The following is a 20,313-nucleotide window of genomic DNA, read 5'->3' on the forward strand; positions in this document are numbered from 1 at the left end:
ATGAACGGGATACGGGCCTCCCAGAGATTTGAAGTCATGTCCAAGCGGCTTGGTAGTCGGTTGCGTGAACATGCGCAGGAAACCTTCCCACCGGACGCTCAGAAGGGTCTCCGACGCTTCGCCATGCGGGAAGCGGCTGAACTGCTTCGCATTAATCAGAATACCTTTCGCCATCATGTGTCAAACCTCGAAGGCTTTCCCGAAGGTGTCCTGGAGGGCGGCAACCGCCGTAGCTTCTCTGCAGAGGAGATGGTCGAGGCACAACGCGTACTTCTCGAGACTGGAAGGATCAAGCCAGAAGAACACCCGCACAGAAGACCGGGAGAGGCTTGTCAGGTCTTGACGATCTTCAACCTGAAGGGTGGTTCGGCAAAGACGTCATCTGTTGCCCATGTAGGACAACTACTGGGTCTGCGCGGCTACCGGGTCTTGCTGATCGACCTAGACAGCCAGGCAAGTCTGACAAACCTGTTCGGGGTTACTCCCGAGCTCGATCCGGATATGCCGACTTCATACGATCTTATCCGATCCGACGATCCATTGCCCGCAGCAGATATCATTCGCAAAACGAACTTCCCGACTGTGGATCTGATTCCAGCATCCATGGACATCATGGAGTACGAGTTCGAGGTCGCCTTGAGCTTCAGGCACGGCGCCACCACGTTCCATAGCCGCATCCGGGAAGCGCTTGAGCCCGTCCTCAACCGATATGATGTGGTGATATTTGACACCCCACCGCAGCTGAACTTCTCTGTGATCTCTGCACTCTTTGCATCAACTGGGGTCCTGATCCCGCTCAACGCGTCGATGCTCGATGTCATGTCGCTGGCGAGCTTTCTGGGCATGGCGAGCAACCTGATGGGCGTCGTCGAGGCACACGCCCCGGAACATGGACTGAACTTCGTGCGCGTTCTGATCACCCGCTACGAAAATACGGATGGTCCGCAGGTGCAGATCTCGTCTCTGCTTCGGACAGTCCTCGGGGATGCCGTGCTGTCTGCCGAGTTCCTGAAATCAACAGCCGTGGGTGATGCTGCGAACACCCAGCAGAGCATCTTCGAGGTCGAACCTCGCGACGTGAATCGCAGAACTTACGAGCGCGCGATCGAGTCCGTCTCGCGCGTGACCGACGAAGTCGAACGCGAAATCCTGAAAGCATGGGGGCGTAGCCATGGCGCGTAAGGTCTTCGGGGACTCACTCAAGAACGCGATGGGCAAAACGCCGCCTTCGGACGAGGATCTGGATGTGAAGCGAACGAGCCCAACTGTAGCTCGCGCACAAGCATCCGTGCTCGAAGAAGATAAACACGCCACGCGGCTGATCGACCCGACCGCCATACGGATGTCCGCGGTCATGGACCGCATCGATCCAAGCGATGGTCTGGATGAGCTTGTCTCGTCGATCCGCGAGCACGGTCAAAAGGTTCCAGTGCTGGTTCGCCGAACCCAGGACGGTGCGCTTGAGATCGTCTATGGACGCCGTCGGCTTCTCGCTTGTCGCCAACTTGGTCAGAAAGTGCGCGCCACGGTCATGGAGATGACCGACGAGGAAGCTCTCATTGCCCAAGGCGTGGAGAATAATGCGCGTCAAGACCCATCGTTCATCGAAAGGGCTCTGTTTGTCGCCGGGATCATTCGAGAACTTGGGAAAACCGACGAAACGCGCAAGAACGCTCAAACGATCGCGTATCGGGCACTTCAGATCGATGAATCGCTCGTCTCGCGGATGAACCGTATCGCTACGGGCATCCCGATGGAACTGATCCAGGCTATCGGACCTGCACACGGCGTTGGTCGACGGGTTTGGGAAAAGCTTTTCAGGCTGTGCGAGAAAGACGGCGCGAGAGCCCGAGAAGTTGCCGGCAAAATCCCTCGCAACGTACCGGGCCCCGACCGTCTCGAAGCGGCGGTTACCTTGCTGACAGCCACCAAACCGTCGACGCAGAAGACACATCCCAGTGAGCGCGTGAAGATCGGCCGAAAGGGCAACCGCATCACCATCGATGTGGACGCTGATCTTGTCCCTCGTGTTGAGGAGGCAGTCCGGAAACTGGTCATGGAGCTTCTTGACCGCGGTCAAGACGGGCCAAAGTGACGACCCCGTGTCTTGACCGCGGTCAAGACATCAAAAGCAACGAGCAGAAACGAAAGGAGGACCGGCTAGAAAAAGAAAGACCCCCCGAAAGCGATGCTTCCGAAGGGCCTCAATCAGTCTCGACACCTGATTGATACCCCCAAAACGAATCGATTTCAACACCGCTCGCGGTGAACGGGGATGCTTTTTCTTCCGAAACACCATGAGACATGCAACTGAAACAACAACCGCCCTGGCGGAACGGATATCTCTGCCCTGCCCTAACCCCTATGAGCTTCTGGGCCCAGTTCGCGTACTGAGGAAGGAGCTCGGTCTCACAGCCAATGACCTCGCCGTTCTGACCGCGCTCATTAGCTTCCTACCCCGCAAAGAACGTGAGATTCAGGACAGCCAGCGACTTACGCTCACTGTCGTGTTCCCATCGAACGCTTCTCTGTCAGAGCGCGCCAATGGACTCGATGAGAGAACACTTCGACGCAGCCTGGGACGCCTCTCAGCTGCTGAACTGATCGAACGCAAGAACTCAGCAAATGGCAAACGCTTTCCGCTGCGGTATGGAGGCGTTATCAGAGATGCCTTCGGCATCGACCTGATGCCCTTGATCCAGAGGTACGGATCGCTCTCGACGCAAGCCTTGCAACTCACCGAAGAACGCGAGCGCTTGCGCTCACTGAAGGCTGAGGCGTTGGCCCTACGTGCTTCGCTACTCCAACAGACACGCTTCGATGAAGCAAAGCTCTCTACCCTCAACATGATCAGAAATGTCCTGCGTCGAGCAACACTAACCGTTGATGCAGTCCTGAGCGTTATCTCGGAACTTAGAGCCCTCGGAGCCGATACCGACGCAAGCTACGGTGAACACCATGCCGCAGCAAAAGCTAGTTCCGAAGATAATTTACAAGCTATCGAACACCAACCTTATGCACCAGAATCCAACGATCTGCCCGCCACAAACGGACAAAATGTCCGGCACATAGAGTCTTTAAAAAAAGATATTAAAAAGATTGCTCCCTCTACGGTCAATCGCGGTGAACAAACCGCAAAAACCAAACCGACGATGAACCGAGACCCAGCACGCATGGCATGGGAAGATTTCACCCATGTTGCGGGATTTTTCCCAGAACCGCCGCGGACAGGAGAAGCCCTCACCCGCATTCTATACGACCTCGGTCGATTGCTTAGAATAAGCCAAGACGAACTGCGGCATGGGATCCAGAAAGCTGGCGCGGGAAAACTGCTTCTCGTCTTCGACTACCTGATAGCAAGAGCAGACACGATCAAACACCCTGACGCCTATTTCGAAAGGATCCTACGCACACAACTTGCTCCCACATGAACTTCTTGACCGCGGTCAAGAACAACCGCGAGAGGAAAAGGAGTGTTGGTTTGAGGGTGACGGGAAGTGAGATCGGGAGAGTGGCTTCCGGCGCCCGTTGTGGAGAAGATTTGATGACCAAAGCTGTCCAGAAAATCACCCTGTCCCCATCCCGGGATATCCCTTTCGACAAGCTGGTGCTGAGCCAGTCCAACGTGCGGCGCATCAAGGCTGGCGTGTCCGTCGAGGAACTGGCCGAAGACATCGCCCGCCGCGGTCTCTTGCAAAGCCTGAGCGTGCGGCCCGTGTTGGCTGCCGATGGGACCGAGACCGGCAAGTTCGAGATCCCGGCCGGTGGACGGCGGTTCCAAGCGCTGTCCCTGCTGGTGAAGCAAAAGCGTTTGGCAAAGACCACGCCCATTCCCTGCATCGTCCGCGATGCTGCGTCCGACATCCTGGCCGAGGACGATTCCTTGGCCGAGAACATGCAGCGCGTTGCCCTGCACCCTCTCGATCAGTTCCGTGCGTTTGTGGCGCTGCGGGACAAGGGTCAGAGCGATGCAGAGATTGCTGCGGCCTTCTTCGTGGCGCCGCAGGTCGTGAAGCAGCGCCTGAAACTCGCTTCCGTCGCCCCTACCCTGCTTGAGATCTACGCCGAGGATGGCATGACGCTGGAGCAGCTTATGGCCTTCACCGTGAACCCCGATCACGCGCGTCAGGTTCAGGTCTGGGATGTGATCCATTCATCCTGGAACAAGGAGCCATTCCAAATCCGGCGCATGCTGACCGAGACCTCGGTCCGGGCGTCTGACCGACGCGCAGTCTTTGTGGGTGTTGATGCCTATGAAGCGGCGGGCGGCACGATGCTGCATGACCTGTTCCAAGGCGATGATGGAGGTTGGCTCGAAGACCCTGCCCTGCTTGATCGGCTGGTGACGGAAAAACTCCAGGCCGAGGCAGAGACGGTTGCAGTTGAGGGCTGGAAGTGGATCGAGGTCGCACTCGACCTGCCCTACGGCTACAGCCACGGCCTGCGGTCCCTGTCCGGCGATCCGGCACCGATGACGGATGACGAAGGCGCGGCCCATGCCAAGCTGCTCGCCGAGTATCGAGCGCTCGAGGAGGAATACGAAGGGCAGGATGACATCCCCGATGAGATCGACACGCGGCTTGGCGTGTTGGAAACGGAGATGGAAAAGATCGAGACCCGGCCATTGATCTTCGATCCCTTGGAAATCGGACAGGCAGGGGCGTTCGTCACGCTCGACCGCTACGGTGCGCTGGCAGTCTATCGCGGGTATGTGCGCCCAGAGGATGAGCCCGTTGAGGAGACCGCGGTCCAGGATGGTACTGATCCGGCGGTGGCGGGGCAGGGGGATGATCGTGATCTCACCGATGGCCATGGCAGTGCCGCTCATGGCGGAACCGTCATCATGTCGGGTGGCCAGCCGATCGGAGCTGACTTGCCGGATGATGAGGATGACGGAGCGCTGAAGCCACTGCCCGAGCGGTTGGTCATGGAGTTGACGGCCCACCGGACGCTGGCGCTGCGTGAAGCGATCGGGCGCTCGCCAGATGTGGCGCTGACGCTGCTGCTCCTGAAGCTTGTTACCGACACCTTCCGCACCTCCTCTGCTTCGGGCAGCTGTCTCGAGGCATCCGTGCGTCAGGTCTATATGTCGGCGCAGGCGCCCGATCTGAAGGACAGCGTGGTGGCAAAGCTGGTCGACGAGCGTCACGCGGAATGGGAAGCCGATCTGCCGCTTGGCGATGATGCAGCACTCTGGGACTATCTGACGGTCCTCGACCAGGGCAGTCGGCTGGCCTTGCTGGCGCATTGCCTCAGCTTCGGCGTCAATGCGCTGCATGAGAAGGTGAACCCATACGGGGCAGGCATCTCCGCAGGCGGACTGACCCGTCGTATGGCGCATGCCGATCTCGTGGCGCGCGCGACAGGTCTCGATATGGTGGAGGCGGGATGGGAGCCGACGGTGGACACCTATCTTAACCGCGTGCCCAAGGCCCGCATCCTCGAGGCCGTGCGCGAGGCGAAAGGGGAGGGGACTGCCCAACTCCTCGATCACCTGAAGAAAGGCGAGATGGCCAGTGAGGCCGAGCGCTTGCTGAAGGGCAGCGGCTGGTTGCCCGAGGTCCTGCGCCGGAACGATCTCGTGGCGCTGGACGGTGAGGGCCATGCCGAAGGGCAGGGGGCGGATGTCGATGCCGAAGTGGCCGACAGCGTCAGTGAGGCTGACCTTCCTGCATTCCTGACGGATGACCTGCCTGCTGAAGGCGCGTCGATGCTGGCCGCAGAGTAACGTGTTCCAGCAGGGGGGCGGGCATTCCGCCCCCAATCACCCTATAACATAACAATATCAATAAGATGAGTGCGATTACTCGCATTCGGAATGAGGAATCATGTCTGCAACAACCATCATCGACACAGCCCCCCTCGGGGCGCTCATTCGCTACACCGACGGCAGCCCCAAGCCACCGGCACGCTTCACCAAGAAGCTGGCGGCCTGGGAGCGCTCGAACGGTGTAGGCCGTCTCGTGAAGAAGGAGCCGTCCCGGGCCTATCCGACCTGGACGGCTCCCGCGTCGTTCACGCTGCATGAGGGCAACTTCTCCTCGGACGGGGTGATCCTCGTGACCATCATGCGCAGCCATTCTGTTGACAGCGCCCTCGTCTTCGAGGTGGCCGAGGACCCGAAGCCCGGGCAGGTGCGCGTGCTTCTCGACTTCGGCGGCAACACGGAGCTGCTGCATCTGGCGGAATCCATGACTGCGGCCGAGCTTTGGATCGCCAAGGAAGGATACCGCAATGCGCGACTTGAAATCGTCGCCGATGAAGAGGGCGAAAGGGCAGGGGGCGCGGACCTGGCCGCCTGAGCCCAACTGAAACCGAGGGGCCCGCCCAAGCGCGGGCCTCTCAACCATCACAACCTTGTCCTTTCAGTTCGCGGGGCACCAAAGGATCCATCCCCAAAGAAGAAGTCTTCAACCAAGGGCGTGGCCGGGAGGCTGGCGGCGTTCCAAGCATCAGCGGGACAACCGGCTCCTGACGTTGGGGGACCATCCCCCGCTCGCCATTCCCTTCCTTGGCCCGAATCCCGGGCTCAAAATCAACCCACGAGGGGTCGGACTACGGGCAAGCCCGTGCCGCCGGATGGATTCGGGCAAGCCGAACGCACCCGGTGATGTCAGCCAGTATTCGGGCCTGCGGGGTCCTGTCGCGCGGGGGATGGTCCCCCGCCTCCAAGACAGGAGCCAAACAGATGTCCCGCAAAGATGCACACGCCTTCGCAGCCTCCCTCGCCGCCACGCTCATGGTTTCGATCGTCGTCTTCCAGGCTGGGGATGGAACCTTCGGCGCCGTCCCCGCCGATGAAATCGACGGAGACGAGGTTCAGGTGTTGGTCGAGATTGACCCGTGGGCTTAGGCCCCCCACGGTTTCACAAAAGGCACACGCGGAGGCGCAGACGCGCCTCCTGCCGCAATGCCGCCCTCGCGCGCGCCACCCGCGAGGCCTTCGCACAGCGGACCGTAGATAGTGCATCGCCAGACGGCCCGAGGCCGCGGATGCGCCAGTCGCAATGCGACCACCACAACGTCAGGATAATCGACGTGTTCGGCCCAAAGCCGACATTGGATTTACCGAATGCCGCTGCGGCGCAGCATGTTCAAAGCGGACATGCGTCCTTTGGCATTTAAGAACGGCAACGTCTAACCGAAGGCTCCGAATTGCTCGTTTATCAGTGGATCGAGGGTTTCGAACCCGAATGTGCCGCCTAACGGGTTGATGAGATACGGTTCAGCAGTCGCAGTCGTCTTCTTCAGATCGATCCGGTTGCTCCGTCCATCAGCCCATTTCATCGTGTATTGAGTGTTCGACTTCTGGTGGCGACCGAGCCCGATCACCAGAATCATGTCTTGAGCCAACCGCCGAAAGAAGACAGTAAAGTTTCGTTTGGGTTGCGTTCGATGCATGCAGTTCAATCTCCGAGCGGACGCACCAGTCCCCACCTTAACATCCCGAATAGGAAGGTCAGAGCCGGGGCCCACCTGTGCGACCGATTTAATCCACATCCAATCGGGTCTGTCGAATTTGGCTGGAAGCCAAATATCAGGAATAATGACTTCGTTATTGTAGGCTCTGGCCAGTGAAGCACGGGTATGAATTTTTGGCGACACACTTCACCTCTTTTTAACGCAGGTAGTCTCGGGAATATAACCCGATTGAATGAAGTAATACGATGGGGTAGCAAGATCCAAGCCAACAAAACTGGCAAAGGGGTGGGTTCGGGCAGAATCCATGCAATCGACGATCTTGGACGGCCCAAAGCCGCCGTCCGTCAAGGATGCGGGATTCCGCGTCGCGGCCAGTCGAAGGAGACATTCTCTGCGTCTACAAGATTACGGGTTCGACCAACGACCCTGATATAATCATTAGCGGATGCGACGAAGGAGCGGTTTCTTTCAAAAAAGTCACGCCTGTCTGAGCTCAGTAAATCGAACCGTTTCGCCCTCTTTTCTGCCTTCCAAATTTTTGGTTAATAGGTTCCAAATCCTGCCAAAACACTCCTATATTCAGTTTTGATCCAAAGAGACCCCACATGACCGCGCAAGCTCCCGCCCTGACCCTTGGATCGATCTGGAGGCGATGGGACCCGCATATCCACGCGCCCGGCACAATATTGAACGACCAATTTGGTAGCGCCAATCCCTGGGACACCTATCTGTCTGCCGTTGAAGCCAGCGATCCTAAGATTGAGGCGCTCGGTGTAACCGATTACTACCTTCTCGACACGTATCGCGCAGTGCTTCAGCATAAAGCGAAGACGCAGTTGGCAGACGTTACCACAATCTTTCCGAACATCGAGTTGCGCCTGACAACACGAGCGGCCAATGGTTTCGTCAACATCCATCTCCTCATCGACCCCACCGAAGACGATCACATCGAACAAACGGAACGCTTCCTTGAGAGGCTGGAAATAGACGCTCATGGGGACACATTCAAATGCTCTCGCGCCGATCTTATCCGACTGGGCCGTAAAACGCTCGGTGACGAGGCCTCGGAAAAGGCGCTTGTCGCCGAAGGCGCAAATCAGTTCAAAGTAGAGTTCGCACAGCTCAAGAATACCTACCGGAGATCCGATTGGGCGAAGAAAAACATTTTGATCGCAGTTGCCGGTGGGAAAGATGACGGCACATCCGGATTGCGCCAAGCCTCTGATGCAACCCTGCGCGCCGAAATCGAAAAGTTTGCCCACATCATCTTTGCAAGCAGCATTGCCCAACGTGAATTCTGGACAGGCAAACGCCCGGCTATTTCCGTCCAGGGTCTCAAGGATCGCTATGACGGCTGCAAGCCTTGCCTTCACGGCTCTGATGCCCATCGACCCGATGAGGTCGGCCAGCCAGATCAGGATCGTTACTCCTGGGTGAAGGGCGCGGCAACATTTGATGCCTTGCGCCAAGCCTGCATCGATCCCGAACACCGCGCCATTGTTGCAGATGCGCCCCCTACTGGTGCCCTCCCTTCGCAGGTGATCAGCTCGATCACCATTTCCGGTGCCGATTGGGCAAGAACACCCACCGTTCCATTGAATCCGGGGCTCGTGACCGTCATCGGTGCCCGGGGGTCAGGCAAGACCGCCCTTGCCGATATCATTGCCGCCGCCTGTGATGCCGTCCCACCTACCATCTGGTCTGACAGCGACGACGCCCTGCGAACGCCTTCTTTTCTTGCGCGCGCCAGACCGCTGATTGGGTCCGCGCACGCGAGGCTCGTCTGGGGGAGTGGCGAGAGCGTTGACCGCGCCCTTGATGGATCGGACGCTGGGCAACTGTCTGCCTATCCCCGTGCGCGCTATCTCTCCCAACAATTTGTAGAGGATCTCTGCTCTTCGACCGGGATTTCAGACGGCCTGGTCCACGAGATTGAACGCGTCGTCTACCAGGCACATGATCCAAACAGCACTGATGGCGCCACCAATTTCACCGAGCTTCGAGACCAGAATTCGCACCGTTTCCGGCAATCGCGGTATCGAGACGAAGCTGCCATTGCAGACCTCTCCGATCACATCGCCACAGAGTTGGAAAATGAGGCGAAAGTCGCCGGTTTGAGACAGCAGATCACTCAAAAGACCAAGTTGATCGCGGATCAGACCGCCGACAAAGGTAAACTCAAACTCACGGGCAAACCCGAATTCATCGCGCGGCATGAAGCGCTGGTGATGGTCGAGGCCAATCTGCGCCGGACAATCAATGCTCTGTCTGAAAAGCACCGCACCTACACCGCACTTCAGGACGAAGTGGCGAGTGTCAGAGCCACGACCGCGCCCGAGATGTTGCGACAGACCAAGGAAACGCATCTCAAAGGCAGCATGTCTGACAGCCAATGGGAAAAATTCCTCTTGGTTTATAACGGCGATGTCGATGCAACTTTGCGCGATGTGATTGCAGTTACCGAATTAGAAATTCAGCGTCTCACTGGCGATGCCGTCGTTGCTCAGGATCAGAACACTCCGCTGATCGCGTCCGATCAAGACCTTCAGGCCGTGACCCTTAACACCCTTACGGCCGAGATCGCCCGGCTCTCGACGTTCATCACTACCGACCAGCATGTCCGGAAGCAGTTGCAAACGGCTACTGCGACCATCGCGCGGGAAACGGCAGCGCTCCAAAAACTACAAACGGCACTGACCTCTGCCGAAGGCGCAGAAGCGCGCCGGAAGAAGTTGCAGGGCCAGCGCATCGATTGCTATGAGCGGATTTTTCAGGCCATCATCAATGAACAAGCCGCGTTGCAGGAGCTTTATCAGCCTCTGTTGAAGCGGCTCGCAGCTACGTCCGGCACGCTGAGTAAACTGCAATTTTCGGTCACACGCGTTGTGGATGTAGAAAAATGGGGTCGCTTCGGTGAGGAGAACCTCTTCGACAAGCGCCGCAAAGGCGCAACCAAAGGTGTCGGGTCCCTCACAGCCCTTGCCACCGAGCAGCTCGCACCCGCTTGGAGATCCGGGTCGGCTTCTGATGTGCGAGCGGCTATGGAAGCTTTCATGGCGGCCCATGCGGCACAACTTTTGTCACACGCGCCCTTTGAGAAGACCGAAAAGGCCGAATTGCGGAACTGGATGAACCAGTTTGCCCATTGGCTGTTCGCCACGGATCACATCACCGTCCGCTACGAGATTGGCTATGACGGTGTCGATATTCGCAAGCTGTCCCCGGGCACACGCGGTATCGTGCTTCTGCTCCTGTATCTGGCGCTCGATGACCAGGACGAACGCCCGCTCATAATCGACCAACCTGAAGAGAACCTGGACCCAAAATCAGTGAACGACGAGTTGGTGCCACTGTTTATCGAAGCCAAGAAACGCCGTCAGGTCATCATGGTGACTCACAACGCGAACCTTGTTGTCAATACGGACGCAGATCAGATCATAATCGCTGAGGCAGGGCCCCATGCTTTGGGTGGGTTGCCGCCCATTACATACCGTGGAGCCGGCTTGGACGACCGCGCTACCCGGGTTGAAGTTTGCAAGATTTTGGAAGGGGGCGAGCCCGCCTTTCAGGACCGCGCGCGCAGGTTGCGGGTTAGAATGGAGCGGTAGAAGATATTGGGGCGTCGCCTCTGCTGTTTAGCCTTCGTCGTTGTGACCGGAGCCCAACGTCCCCGCCCACATTCGCTACCGATAGGAAGCATTCCGTCGCGAAGGCAAGGACAATCAGAAAGTTCTAATGGATGTGTAAGTCCAAGTTTATTTCAGTTAATTGCTATCAAGGCCCTATACTTGATGGACATTCTTGGAATGCAGAAAACGTCAGCTTTCCTGAAGAACGACCACCGATCAGAACAGGCGTCAGATCAAGCCAACGGAAGTCCGCTTAGCCAGCATCTCAACATTCGTTTTGCGAAGCAGCGAAGGTCGGCTTTCCGCCGTCTGTGACGGTCGCTCGAAGGGAACAGCCACACTGACTGCCCAGAAGAGACCGCTCCTGTCCTGCGCTGGCACCAGGCTCAAATGAACGGGTCGGGCACCGCGCAGCCTCGGGTTCTTTAGCCGCAGGGTTGGTGATCGTTCAGCGGATTTCCAGATCACCAGCAGTTGTGCCAGTAGCCAGCGCGTCCACGAACCACTTCGGTTTACGCCCACGACCGGACCAGGTGACTGCTGGGTTCTCAGGGTGCCGGTATTTTGGTGCGACTGGGGCGCGCTTGGCCTTGCTGTCTGTCCCGACCAGTTCCGCCAGGGAGTAGCCCATTTCTCTGGCCACAGCTTCGACCTTGGTGCGGGCTTCCGCCTTCTGTCGATCCTCAAAGGTGGAGATTGCCTTGGCGATGTCCTTCTGCATTTTCTTCAGCTCGGGAAGCGACAACGCCTCGAGATCGTAATCAGCCATACTATGCCTTGTGTCCTGAATGTTCCGGTATCGATAGCCCGTCGGGGCATGGCCCCGCAACTCCCGCCAGGCAAGGCAAGGGGTGGCGGGAGCCGGTGATCGTCATTTTCGCCGCCAGTGGGGTGCTGGGCTTGGGTTCAGGCAGTCCCGATTGGCAGGATGACAGGGTCTGGCATGGGCTCCCCGCGCCTCTCTGGCTTCTGGTCCATCCCTTCGACTGACAATCCCCTAATCCCGTTCGCTTGCCTGCGCGCAACCCCGCGTCAGTCCGGGCCGTGTTGCCCCTTTGGGGCTGCCCGCTCCACCCCGGTCCTCTGGGGGTTTCCGGCGTCCGTTCCGTCCACCGTGCACGCGTCACCCGACGGGCTTTTTCCGGGTCTTGTCGAAGGGACGGTCCCGAAGACAGGACACACAGGAGCTAATCATGCAAAACATCGTCATCCTCGCCGGCAACATCGGTCAGACCCCCGAAACCCGCACCACCCAGGGCGGCACCAAGATCACCAACTTCAGCCTTGCCACTTCCCGCCCCCGCCTCTCGGAAGGTCGCGTCCTGCGCGACGAGAACGGCTACCGGATCATGGACACGGAATGGCACCGCATCACCTGCTTCAACGGTCTCGGCAAGACGGTCGCGGAGCATTGCGAAAAGGGCATGAAGGTCCTCGTCCATGGCCGCATCCACTATACCAAGTGGATCGACAGCATGGGGAACGACCGCTACGGCTGCGAGATCATCGCCGAGAAGGTCGACTTCCTGAGCCGCCCGAAGTCGGCCGAGAACGAAAACCCCGAGCTAGTCGACCGCGACGACGAGATCCCGTTCTGAACGGGGTCTCCCCCTAGGACCCGGCGGGGCAACCCGCCGGGTTCGCAACTTAAAGGGAATGCGGCTTTGAGCCCAGAATGACACATGTTGCGAAGTGCACGAATGGCGGCTTGCAACGACGCATCTGCTTCACCGGAGCGGATGAAAGCCGAGGCCGATTCCCTAAAGCCGTGCCCTTCTGTGCTTCGCGACGACTGCCGTTAGTAGACCTTGGATCATCAAAGCTCTTCGAACCGCTGGTCAACCTTCTTCGGAAAAAGCGCGCCATCCATCGGTTCGGCCTCACCAACGTAGCTCTCGAAGTGCACCGCACAATCAGAACCGTTGGATACGATGACACCATACTGCGCCGGGCCCTCGTAGCACTCTTGCCGCCCGTTCCTGCCGCGCAGAAAGGGTTCGACGCGGTGATGGTTTCCCGCAAGCGTTGCGCATGGCAATCCACCCCAACTACCCGCCGAGGAAATGTGGCAGTGCCCCGCGACGACTTGAAGAATGTCGGCACCACTGTCTTTCAACACGGCGAGTAGCTCGCCCGGCGCGGCAAGGCGATAAGTATCGACCGGCATTTGAAGTGCGGCTGGGTTGTGATGAAGGATGACAATGGCCTTCAGGCCGAGGCGGCGCGCGTCCGCCAATTGGCTTGCCACCCATGCCAGCTTGAGCGGCGGGAACCCTCCGCGCTCTTCTCCGGGTTCGGAGCTGTCCAGAACGAGCACACAGTGGCCCTTGATGTCACGCCGCCATTGCACATGACCATTCGAGTCGGTTTCAGCGTCTTGACTGCAAGAAAGGTAGACATTTCGGTCGTCGTGGTTTCCAAGCGTGACGCATTGCGGGACCGGAAAGCCCGCGCGCATCCGATCGAACATCTGGTAGGCATCAGGTTCGGCTTGATCGGTAATGTCCCCGGCGAATACACACAGGTCCGCATCGCCATGCCGTTCGCTGGCGTTCCTCAGGGCTGCCTCGAAGCGGGCAGTTGTATCCATCCTCGGGGCTGCGGTGCCCGGCGCAACCAGATGCAGATCATTCATCACAACGATCTTGAGAAGCCTGGCATTTTTTGCATTTTCTGAGGTTTTCATTTTCCAGGGCCTACCCTCGTTCGAGCACTTTTCGCTTGGGTAGATGGTCGATTTGCAAAGCAAAATGGGTATCTCTGCGCTAACGTGTGCAGCTCTGGCATGAAAGCTTAAGCCTACTTTGGCGCATCCACAGCCAATGACCGCTCGGTCCGCATTGCGTCCGATCATGCCAAGCTTTCGAGAGTGAGAGGAGTGCCGGTTTCCCGGTGACGGGTTGAGGGTTGGGAGAGTGGCTCCCGGCGCCTGTCACGGGAGATAGCCGATGGGCGTTGTAGAAGTTTTGGATCCGGTGCAGCCGACGCGTGCTGGTGGCTGGAAAGTCGACGTGAGCCGGGGTGAGCGGAACGGGCGGGTATCGTCCGAATGGTTCAACCGGCCGGATGACGAGCGGTATCTGTCGCTCGATGATCTGTGGGCTAATGTGAAGGGCCGGTCGGAGCGCAGCCGCAACCGCGTGGTGCAGACGGCGGATATCCGGGTCGAGGCCGCGCGCGACGGCGCCGAGCGGTTGCACCTGATGCTGCCGAAAGCGCATGAACCGGTCGCGCCCACACATTGGGCGTTCGGCCAACTCGCCAGCATCGTCGGCGCGCCGGCGTCCTACCTGCGCCAGTTGCCCGCGCCGTTGGCGGGGATCAACCTGCAATACGGTCTGACCAACCACCGTGCCGAGCAGGTGAAGACTTTCGAGACGGAAGACGGCCGCACGGAACTGCGCGCCGTGACCGGCCCGGACTATGGCCGCATCCATGACCACGAGTTGGTCGAGGCGGTGCAGCGCATCGCGGGCAATGGCACGGGCGACACGCGCTGGAAGGTGCCGGGTGTGCTGGACTGGTCGACCGGGGTCTACAACCCCGATGTCGAGATCAGCCGCGACACGACCACGCTCTATGCCTCGGACCGCGACGTCTTCCTGTTCCTGGTCGACGATCGCAACCCGATCGAGGCGGGTAAGCTGCCCGACGGCTCCCCCGATCTCTACTTCCGGGGCTTCTACTGCTGGAACTCCGAGGTGGGTGCGAAGACCCTCGGCATGGCGAGTTTTTACCTGCGGGCCGTGTGCCAGAACCGCAACCTCTGGGGCGTCGAGGATTTCCAGGAGATCAAGATCCGCCACTCGAAATACGCGGCCTCGCGCTTTGCCCATGAGGCAGCCCCGGCGCTGACGCGCTTTGCCAATTCCTCGCCGCAGGGGTTCGTGAATGGCATCAAGGCCGCGCGGCAGCAGATCGTGGCGCGCAGCGATGAAGATCGCGCGGATTTCCTGCGCAAGCGGGGCTTCTCGAAGGCGGAGTCCGGCAAGATCATCGAGAAAGTGCTGATGGAAGAGAGCCGCCCGCCCGAGAGTATCTTCGACTTCGTGCAGGGCATCACGCGGCTTGCGCGCGACAAGACCCAGCAGGATGCGCGCCTCGAAATGGAAGGGCGCGCGAAGAAGCTCCTCGATCGGGTCGGCTGACAGAGCCCCCACGCAGCGATCGTCCGACACCGGGGCGGTCGCTGTGACCTTTTTCTCAACATGCATGCCGCTGGCCATGCCCCGAAAGGGCAGGGGGCTTCGGTGTGCGGATTTCAGCGAGACACGCATGACTCCCCAGGAAGAAACCGTCATTCTCGAGGCCCGCGATATCCTCGGCCGCTACCTCAGCCAGAACCCGGTCATCGGCAGCTGGCAGGCGCTGCTAGACTACTGCGCGCTGACCGTCCGCGGCCCGGTCGAGCGATTCCATGTCCTCTATCTCGACCGCAAGAACCGCATCATCGCCGATGAGCTTTTGTCGACCCGCACAGTCGATCATGTCCCTGTCTATCCGCGCGAGGTGATCAAGCGCGCCCTGATGCTGAACGCCAGCGCCCTGATTCTGATCCACAATCACCCTTCGGGTGATCCCACGCCGTCCGAGGCCGATCTCAGCATGACCAAGGAGATCCAGAAGGGCTGCAAGTATCTCGGCCTGACGCTGCATGACCACATCATCGTGGGTGCCGGAACGGAGCTGAGCCTGCGAGCCCTCGGCAAGCTCTGATGGTGCCAGCAGACCTCCCGCCGCCCCTTCGAGGAAGAGGGCGGCGGTTTGGTCTTTGACGGATGAGGCGGGGAGAGTGGCTTCCCGTGCCGTTGGAGATATTGCCATGTTTGATCTTCACCTGCCGCTCCAACCGAGCCCGCGCCCGATGGGGCTCGTTTCAAATGGCGCAACTGTCGCTCCTGATCCCAGCCTGCCTATCGCGCTGACGCGGATGCATCGGACGCCGGCAGCCCTGATGTCGGGCACCGCTGCCCCCGTGGTCGTTGAGCGTTTTGCGACGCTGGCCGATGCCATGCAGGGGGCCTTTGAACTTGCCGAGGACAACGGCCCCGATGCAGCGCCGCAGTTTCTGGCCGTCCTTGATTGCGACCAGCGCCTGGTTCTTGCCGGGGCCGCCAGTTATGGCGCTGTGGCTTGGTGCCACCCTGTCGCCAATGCTCTTGAGGCGCGGGCCGTTGTGACCGAGGCGGTTCAACTTCGCGCCCAGGCTGGCCGTGCCATTGATTGGCACGAGCCTGAATTGGCGCAGCGGCTTCGTCACCGTGCTGATCTGCTGGATGCGCGTCTGGTCGATCCGCTGTGGCGCGCTTTTGCCGCCCGGGCGCTGCAGATCGCGGCGTGACGCCAAAGAGACAGAGGAGGGCTGGGAAGGGTTTGAGCCTTCGGGGGCCAGAAGAGTGCGCCACCCGGGGGGTCTGACCTGTCCTCACCGAACGGAGTTATCCATGACCCAGACTGAACCCGCTCTGGCCGCCCCGCTGCGGCCTTCCACCGTCGATTTCGGGGCGATCCTTGCCGCGCATGCCGAACGCACCGCCCGGACCCTCGCCCTGCGCCCCGGCAACAAGGACCGCCTGTTCGATGGCCTCATGGCCGCCGGCATCACTCATGTCACCGTGATTTTCGACGGGGCCGGTGACAGCGGCCAGATCGAAAGCATTGGCGCCTGGGCGGGCGAGACGGCTGTCGATTTTCCCGCGACTGAAATCCCCTATGCCGCGCTGACCTGGGATGACCCCGAGGTCGAAATACGGCAGCTCCCGCTGGAGGATGTCGTCGAGCAGCTCACCTACGACTTCCTCTCTGATACCCATGGCGGTTGGGAGAACAACGACGGCGCCTGGGGCGAGTTCTGCTTCGACGCCGCCGCCCGCTGCATCCATCTCGAGTTCAACGAGCGATTCACCTCGTCCGAACTTTACACGCACGATTTCTGAGGGGGCGGCGATGGCACATCCCTACCACCACGCGCTTTCCTCGGTGAAGAAATGGGGCGGCACGGTCGACAATTTTATGGCGGTGCATGCCTGGTTCGATCAAAGCAAGGAAATCACTGCGGATTTTCGCCACCGGGCCCTGCGGCACCATGCCGAGGGCATCTTCATGGCCGAGACGATCTTCGGGCCGACGCTCACCCTCTCGACCGGGCGCATCATCCCGACCCGATGGGTCGGCGAGCAGCATGTGAAGGAAGACCTCGGCTTCATCCCGAGTTTCGCCGACTGGGTGAAGGCCATCCGGCCCGAGCCTTGGATGGGCCGGGCCGAGCGTATCGAAGCGCTGGTCGATCCGCATCTTACCTCTCCCGTGGTCGAGGTCACCTGAGATGACTGATCCGGCTTATCAGCGCCTGGGCCTGCCAGTGACGGCGTCGCCCTACACCGTCCTGCGCGCGGCGGTTCGGGCGCTTCATCCCGACACCCGGGCTGTTCGCGGCTTCCGGACGGCGCGCAAGCGCTTCTACCTGCAGATGCTTTGCGCGCATGCCGCGCGACAGGCGGGGGGCGACGATCCCGCCGGCTGATCGCCCCCAACCACCCCTTCATTCCAACACAACGCCCGGCCGCCCGGCCGGGTTTTTCCCATTCAGGAGGTCCCCATGGCGGATTACTTCACCCATTTCTCATGTCTGATCGACGTCGGCAGCCCCGAAAAAGCCGCCCGCGCACTCGCGCTGTTTCATGACCTGCGTGCCGCGGATCAGGACGCCGATGATCCGGTGGTCTCGGGTTTCACCCTCGTGCATCAGGACGCCTCCGAGGGCAGCACCCTCTGGATCCATGACGACGAGCATGGCGATGTCGAGGCGGTTATCCGCTTCGTGCTGCGCCTGGCCGAAGACCTCGACCTCACCGGCCTCTGGGGGTTTCAGTACGGTCTGACCTGTTCCCGCCCGCGCCTCGACGCCTTCGGCGGCGGCGCGCATGTCATCGATCTCGGTGCCCGCAAATCCATCGGTTGTACGAGCAGCCAGGAATGGCTGGCCGCCGCGCTTAACGGGGAGGACCCCCATGCCTGAGATCATCTGCACCACCGTCTACCAGTTCCCCGAACTCTCGGATGCGGCCAAGGAAAAGGCGCGCAGCTGGTATCGCGAGCTTGGGCCTCACGACGATTGGTGGGACGCGGTCTACGAGGATTTCGAGCGCATCTGCGATATTCTCGGAATCCGCCTGAAGACCACGCCCGTGCGCCTGATGGGCGGCGGGACGCGGGCCAAACCCTGCATCTGGTTTTCCGGCTTCTGGAGCCAGGGCGACGGCGCTTGCTTCGAAGGCTATTGGTCCCACGCCAAGGGGGCGACCGCGCGCATCCGGGACTACGCGCCCACGGACGCGACGCTGCATGGTATGGCGGATCGGTTGCAGGCCATCCAGCGGCGGAACTTCTACCAGCTCGCCGCCGAGGTCAGCCATCGCGGGCGCTACTACCACGAATACACCATGTCGGTGGACGTCACCCGCGACAGCCCGACCTGGCAGCCGCCGACCGAGGACGCCGAGGAGATCGTGACCGAGGCGCTGCGCGACCTTGCCCGCTGGCTCTACCGCCAGCTTCAGAGTGAATACGACCACCTGACCTCGGACGAGGCCATCGAGGAGGGGATCATCGTGAACGAGTACACCTTCACGGAAGGAGGGCGGCGGTTCGGGTGAGAGCGCGGGAAGTTCATTTGATCTTTACAATGAGGCCATATGATCTATATTCAGGCCGATGGAGGACGCCATGTACGTCGCAGAGAAAATCCGAGAACCCGCACAGATCAACGCCGTCGCGTTGAAGGCCTATGCGCGCGTGGTCGATGCCTGGGGCCTTAACCTGAACGAAGCGGCTGGCCTTGCCGATATGACGGTGAGCACGTGGAAGCGTGCCAAGAAGCCGGATTTCACGGGGGAACTGACCAAGGATCAACTGCTGCGGCTCAGTGCGGTGATCGGCATCTACAAATCGCTCGAACTCTATTTCTCCGAGCCGCTCGCGCGAAGCTGGTTCACCCGGCCGAACACGGGGCCGCTCTTTGGGGGCAGCCGTCCGGTTGACACGGCGATCGACGGCGGCTTGCCGCAAATTCTCGCGGTTCGGACATATCTGGATGCGCTGCGTGGTGGGGCATGAAGCAGACCGAGATTTCCGATCGCGGTCTCGTTCGTCTACTGCCCGCCACCTACCACAAGCCGCCATCCCTGCGCGGTCTCGTCGATACCGATGACGAGATGGAGATCCTCGCAGAGATCGAGGGCCTGACCAGCGGCCGCCTTCTTGCCGAACGTGGCCGCAATCCCCATCTGGACCCGCGCGAGCTTGCCTGGCAGCGGCGCAGCCGCGATCTGCGCATTTACGGCGACAGTCATGTCAACGCCGCCTTCACCTATACCCGCGCCGGCGGGAACCGCTTCAACACCGAAGATCGTGGCGCCTGGTACTGCGCGTGGGAGGTGATGGTTTCTGTCAGCGAAGTGGCCTGGCACCGCACCCGTGAACTCGGCTTTACCGGGAGCTTCCATGACAGCGCTCGCTATGTGGAATTGTTGGCGGATTTCATCGGAATCTTCGATGATCTGACCGATGAGCCGGAACACCCAGCGCTGCATCCCGATCCGGCTGTCGGATATCCCGAGGGCCAAAGCCTGGCCCAACATCTTCGCCGGGCTGGATCGCGGGGCCTGATCTACCCCTCAGTTCGGGCTCCCGCGCCGGGCGGGAATTGCCTCGTCTGCTTCGAGCCCCACGCCATCCAGAACGTCCGGCCGGGCGCGTCTTGGGATCTTGTTTGGGATGGGACACCGCACTACTCGCTTACGGCCGTCGGCTGACGCTTTGCGGCGCAAGCGCTTTTTTGGCGGGGTCCGAAGACATGAAACCGGCAAACGGCAACAGGCTGGACGCCACGCACTTGAAGTCATGTGACCATCAGTTGTTCTTTGAGGCTTTGGACTGAGTCCGCCGGTCTTCTGGGCTTCCTATAGACGCGCTGAGGAAGGCGACGTCTCTGCCCCAAGAGACCACTATAGTTTTCTTCGATGAGGTTGCTTTTCCAGCGTTATGGACGCTCCAATATCACCATTTCCAAAGAATTGATGGACTAGCCCCACGTGAAGGGAGATCTGAAGACGCCGGGTCGAAAGACGGCAACGACTTGCAGTGGTTGCCGAAGGTCTCAGCGGTGTACCTCCCAGTCTGCCGCCGCGACCAGACCTTGGTCCTTCGGACAGGAGCTTGACCGAGGCTGATGTCCCGAAGGGCAAATCTGCCAATCTATAGG

The 20,313-nt window shown here is 60.1% G+C and carries 21 protein-coding genes; 18 read left to right on the forward strand and 3 right to left on the reverse strand.

Features of this window, described 5'->3' with window-relative positions; genetic code table 11:
• The first annotated feature begins 36 nt into the window (after positions 1-36).
• From repA to PhaeoP97_RS20470, 6 genes are all read left to right on the forward strand, one after another.
• Positions 37-1,182: a plasmid partitioning protein RepA gene (gene repA / locus PhaeoP97_RS19180; RefSeq protein ID WP_157729110.1), complete on the forward strand. Its 1,146-nt coding sequence runs from the start codon at positions 37-39 to the stop codon at positions 1,180-1,182.
• Entirely contained in the window at positions 1,172-2,095 is a 924-nt protein-coding gene (locus PhaeoP97_RS19185; protein WP_072506852.1) for a ParB/RepB/Spo0J family partition protein, read from the forward strand. Before repA ends, PhaeoP97_RS19185 begins: the two co-directional genes overlap by 11 nt.
• A 202-nt stretch (positions 2,096-2,297) precedes the next feature.
• Complete coding sequence (locus PhaeoP97_RS19190; protein ID WP_072506853.1) at positions 2,298-3,431, forward strand: helix-turn-helix domain-containing protein; 1,134 nt, start codon at positions 2,298-2,300, stop codon at positions 3,429-3,431.
• Between the two features lie 113 nt (positions 3,432-3,544).
• Positions 3,545-5,728 carry a ParB/RepB/Spo0J family partition protein gene (locus PhaeoP97_RS19195; RefSeq protein WP_072506854.1) on the forward strand — a complete coding sequence of 728 codons (2,184 nt, stop codon included), beginning with the start codon at positions 3,545-3,547 and terminating at the stop codon, positions 5,726-5,728.
• Positions 5,729-5,828: 100 nt separating this feature from the next.
• Positions 5,829-6,302: a hypothetical protein gene (locus PhaeoP97_RS19200; protein ID WP_072506855.1), complete on the forward strand. Its 474-nt coding sequence runs from the start codon at positions 5,829-5,831 to the stop codon at positions 6,300-6,302.
• A gap of 386 nt (positions 6,303-6,688) precedes the next feature.
• Complete coding sequence (locus tag PhaeoP97_RS20470) at positions 6,689-6,853, forward strand: hypothetical protein (RefSeq protein WP_165375273.1); 165 nt, start codon at positions 6,689-6,691, stop codon at positions 6,851-6,853.
• 284 nt (positions 6,854-7,137) lie between these two features.
• Here the strand turns inward: PhaeoP97_RS20470 and PhaeoP97_RS20380 are convergent, their stop codons facing one another.
• The gene (locus PhaeoP97_RS20380; protein WP_157891280.1) at positions 7,138-7,605 is read right to left on the reverse strand and encodes a hypothetical protein; all 468 of its coding nucleotides are present in this window, start codon (positions 7,603-7,605) and stop codon (positions 7,138-7,140) included.
• 422 nt (positions 7,606-8,027) lie between these two features.
• On the opposite strand from PhaeoP97_RS20380, the gene PhaeoP97_RS19210 reads away from it, so the two are divergent.
• Positions 8,028-11,030 carry a TrlF family AAA-like ATPase gene (locus tag PhaeoP97_RS19210; RefSeq protein WP_072506857.1) on the forward strand — a complete coding sequence of 1,001 codons (3,003 nt, stop codon included), beginning with the start codon at positions 8,028-8,030 and terminating at the stop codon, positions 11,028-11,030.
• A gap of 469 nt (positions 11,031-11,499) precedes the next feature.
• On the opposite strand, the gene PhaeoP97_RS19215 is transcribed toward PhaeoP97_RS19210, so the two are convergent.
• Positions 11,500-11,820, reverse strand: a complete 321-nt coding sequence (locus PhaeoP97_RS19215) for an H-NS histone family protein (protein WP_072506858.1) — start codon at positions 11,818-11,820, stop codon at positions 11,500-11,502.
• A gap of 424 nt (positions 11,821-12,244) precedes the next feature.
• On the opposite strand from PhaeoP97_RS19215, the gene PhaeoP97_RS19220 reads away from it, so the two are divergent.
• A complete protein-coding gene (locus tag PhaeoP97_RS19220) occupies positions 12,245-12,649 on the forward strand; it encodes a single-stranded DNA-binding protein (RefSeq protein WP_072506859.1) in 405 nt (134 codons plus the stop codon).
• A 218-nt stretch (positions 12,650-12,867) separates the two neighbouring features.
• Here the strand turns inward: PhaeoP97_RS19220 and PhaeoP97_RS19225 are convergent, their stop codons facing one another.
• Positions 12,868-13,737 (reverse strand): metallophosphoesterase, encoded by an 870-nt coding sequence (locus PhaeoP97_RS19225; protein WP_072506860.1) that lies wholly within the window; start codon positions 13,735-13,737, stop codon positions 12,868-12,870.
• A gap of 262 nt (positions 13,738-13,999) precedes the next feature.
• Here PhaeoP97_RS19225 and PhaeoP97_RS19230 point away from each other — a divergent pair, with 262 nt between their 5' ends.
• The 10 genes from PhaeoP97_RS19230 (at position 14,000) to PhaeoP97_RS19275 (ending at position 19,864) form a co-directional block, all read left to right on the forward strand.
• Positions 14,000-15,199 carry a DUF932 domain-containing protein gene (locus PhaeoP97_RS19230; protein ID WP_072506861.1) on the forward strand — a complete coding sequence of 400 codons (1,200 nt, stop codon included), beginning with the start codon at positions 14,000-14,002 and terminating at the stop codon, positions 15,197-15,199.
• 127 nt (positions 15,200-15,326) lie between these two features.
• Positions 15,327-15,767, forward strand: a complete 441-nt coding sequence (locus PhaeoP97_RS19235; RefSeq protein WP_072506862.1) for a JAB domain-containing protein — start codon at positions 15,327-15,329, stop codon at positions 15,765-15,767.
• A 106-nt stretch (positions 15,768-15,873) separates the two neighbouring features.
• Positions 15,874-16,392, forward strand: coding sequence for a DNA repair protein RadC (locus PhaeoP97_RS19240; protein ID WP_072506863.1), 519 nt, complete (start codon positions 15,874-15,876; stop codon positions 16,390-16,392).
• Between the two features lie 103 nt (positions 16,393-16,495).
• Positions 16,496-16,987, forward strand: a complete 492-nt coding sequence (locus tag PhaeoP97_RS19245) for a DUF6878 family protein (RefSeq protein WP_072506864.1) — start codon at positions 16,496-16,498, stop codon at positions 16,985-16,987.
• 10 nt (positions 16,988-16,997) lie between these two features.
• Positions 16,998-17,375, forward strand: coding sequence for a DUF6915 family protein (locus PhaeoP97_RS19250; protein WP_072506865.1), 378 nt, complete (start codon positions 16,998-17,000; stop codon positions 17,373-17,375).
• A 1-nt stretch (position 17,376) separates the two neighbouring features.
• Positions 17,377-17,574 (forward strand): hypothetical protein, encoded by a 198-nt coding sequence (locus PhaeoP97_RS19255; protein WP_072506866.1) that lies wholly within the window; start codon positions 17,377-17,379, stop codon positions 17,572-17,574.
• 75 nt (positions 17,575-17,649) lie between these two features.
• Positions 17,650-18,069: a hypothetical protein gene (locus tag PhaeoP97_RS19260; protein WP_072506867.1), complete on the forward strand. Its 420-nt coding sequence runs from the start codon at positions 17,650-17,652 to the stop codon at positions 18,067-18,069.
• A complete protein-coding gene (locus PhaeoP97_RS19265) occupies positions 18,062-18,706 on the forward strand; it encodes an antitoxin of toxin-antitoxin stability system (RefSeq protein WP_072506868.1) in 645 nt (214 codons plus the stop codon). The genes PhaeoP97_RS19260 and PhaeoP97_RS19265 overlap by 8 nt, the downstream gene beginning before the upstream one ends.
• A gap of 58 nt (positions 18,707-18,764) precedes the next feature.
• On the forward strand, positions 18,765-19,166 hold the full coding sequence (locus PhaeoP97_RS19270) for an MbcA/ParS/Xre antitoxin family protein (protein WP_072506869.1): 402 nt from the start codon (positions 18,765-18,767) through the stop codon (positions 19,164-19,166).
• Positions 19,163-19,864: an RES family NAD+ phosphorylase gene (locus PhaeoP97_RS19275; protein WP_067297288.1), complete on the forward strand. Its 702-nt coding sequence runs from the start codon at positions 19,163-19,165 to the stop codon at positions 19,862-19,864. The genes PhaeoP97_RS19270 and PhaeoP97_RS19275 overlap by 4 nt, the downstream gene beginning before the upstream one ends.
• Positions 19,865-20,313 lie beyond the last annotated feature (449 nt).

Origin of the sequence: Phaeobacter porticola, from assembly GCF_001888185.1 — a bacterium.
Taxonomy (GTDB): Bacteria; Pseudomonadota; Alphaproteobacteria; order Rhodobacterales; family Rhodobacteraceae; genus Phaeobacter; species Phaeobacter porticola.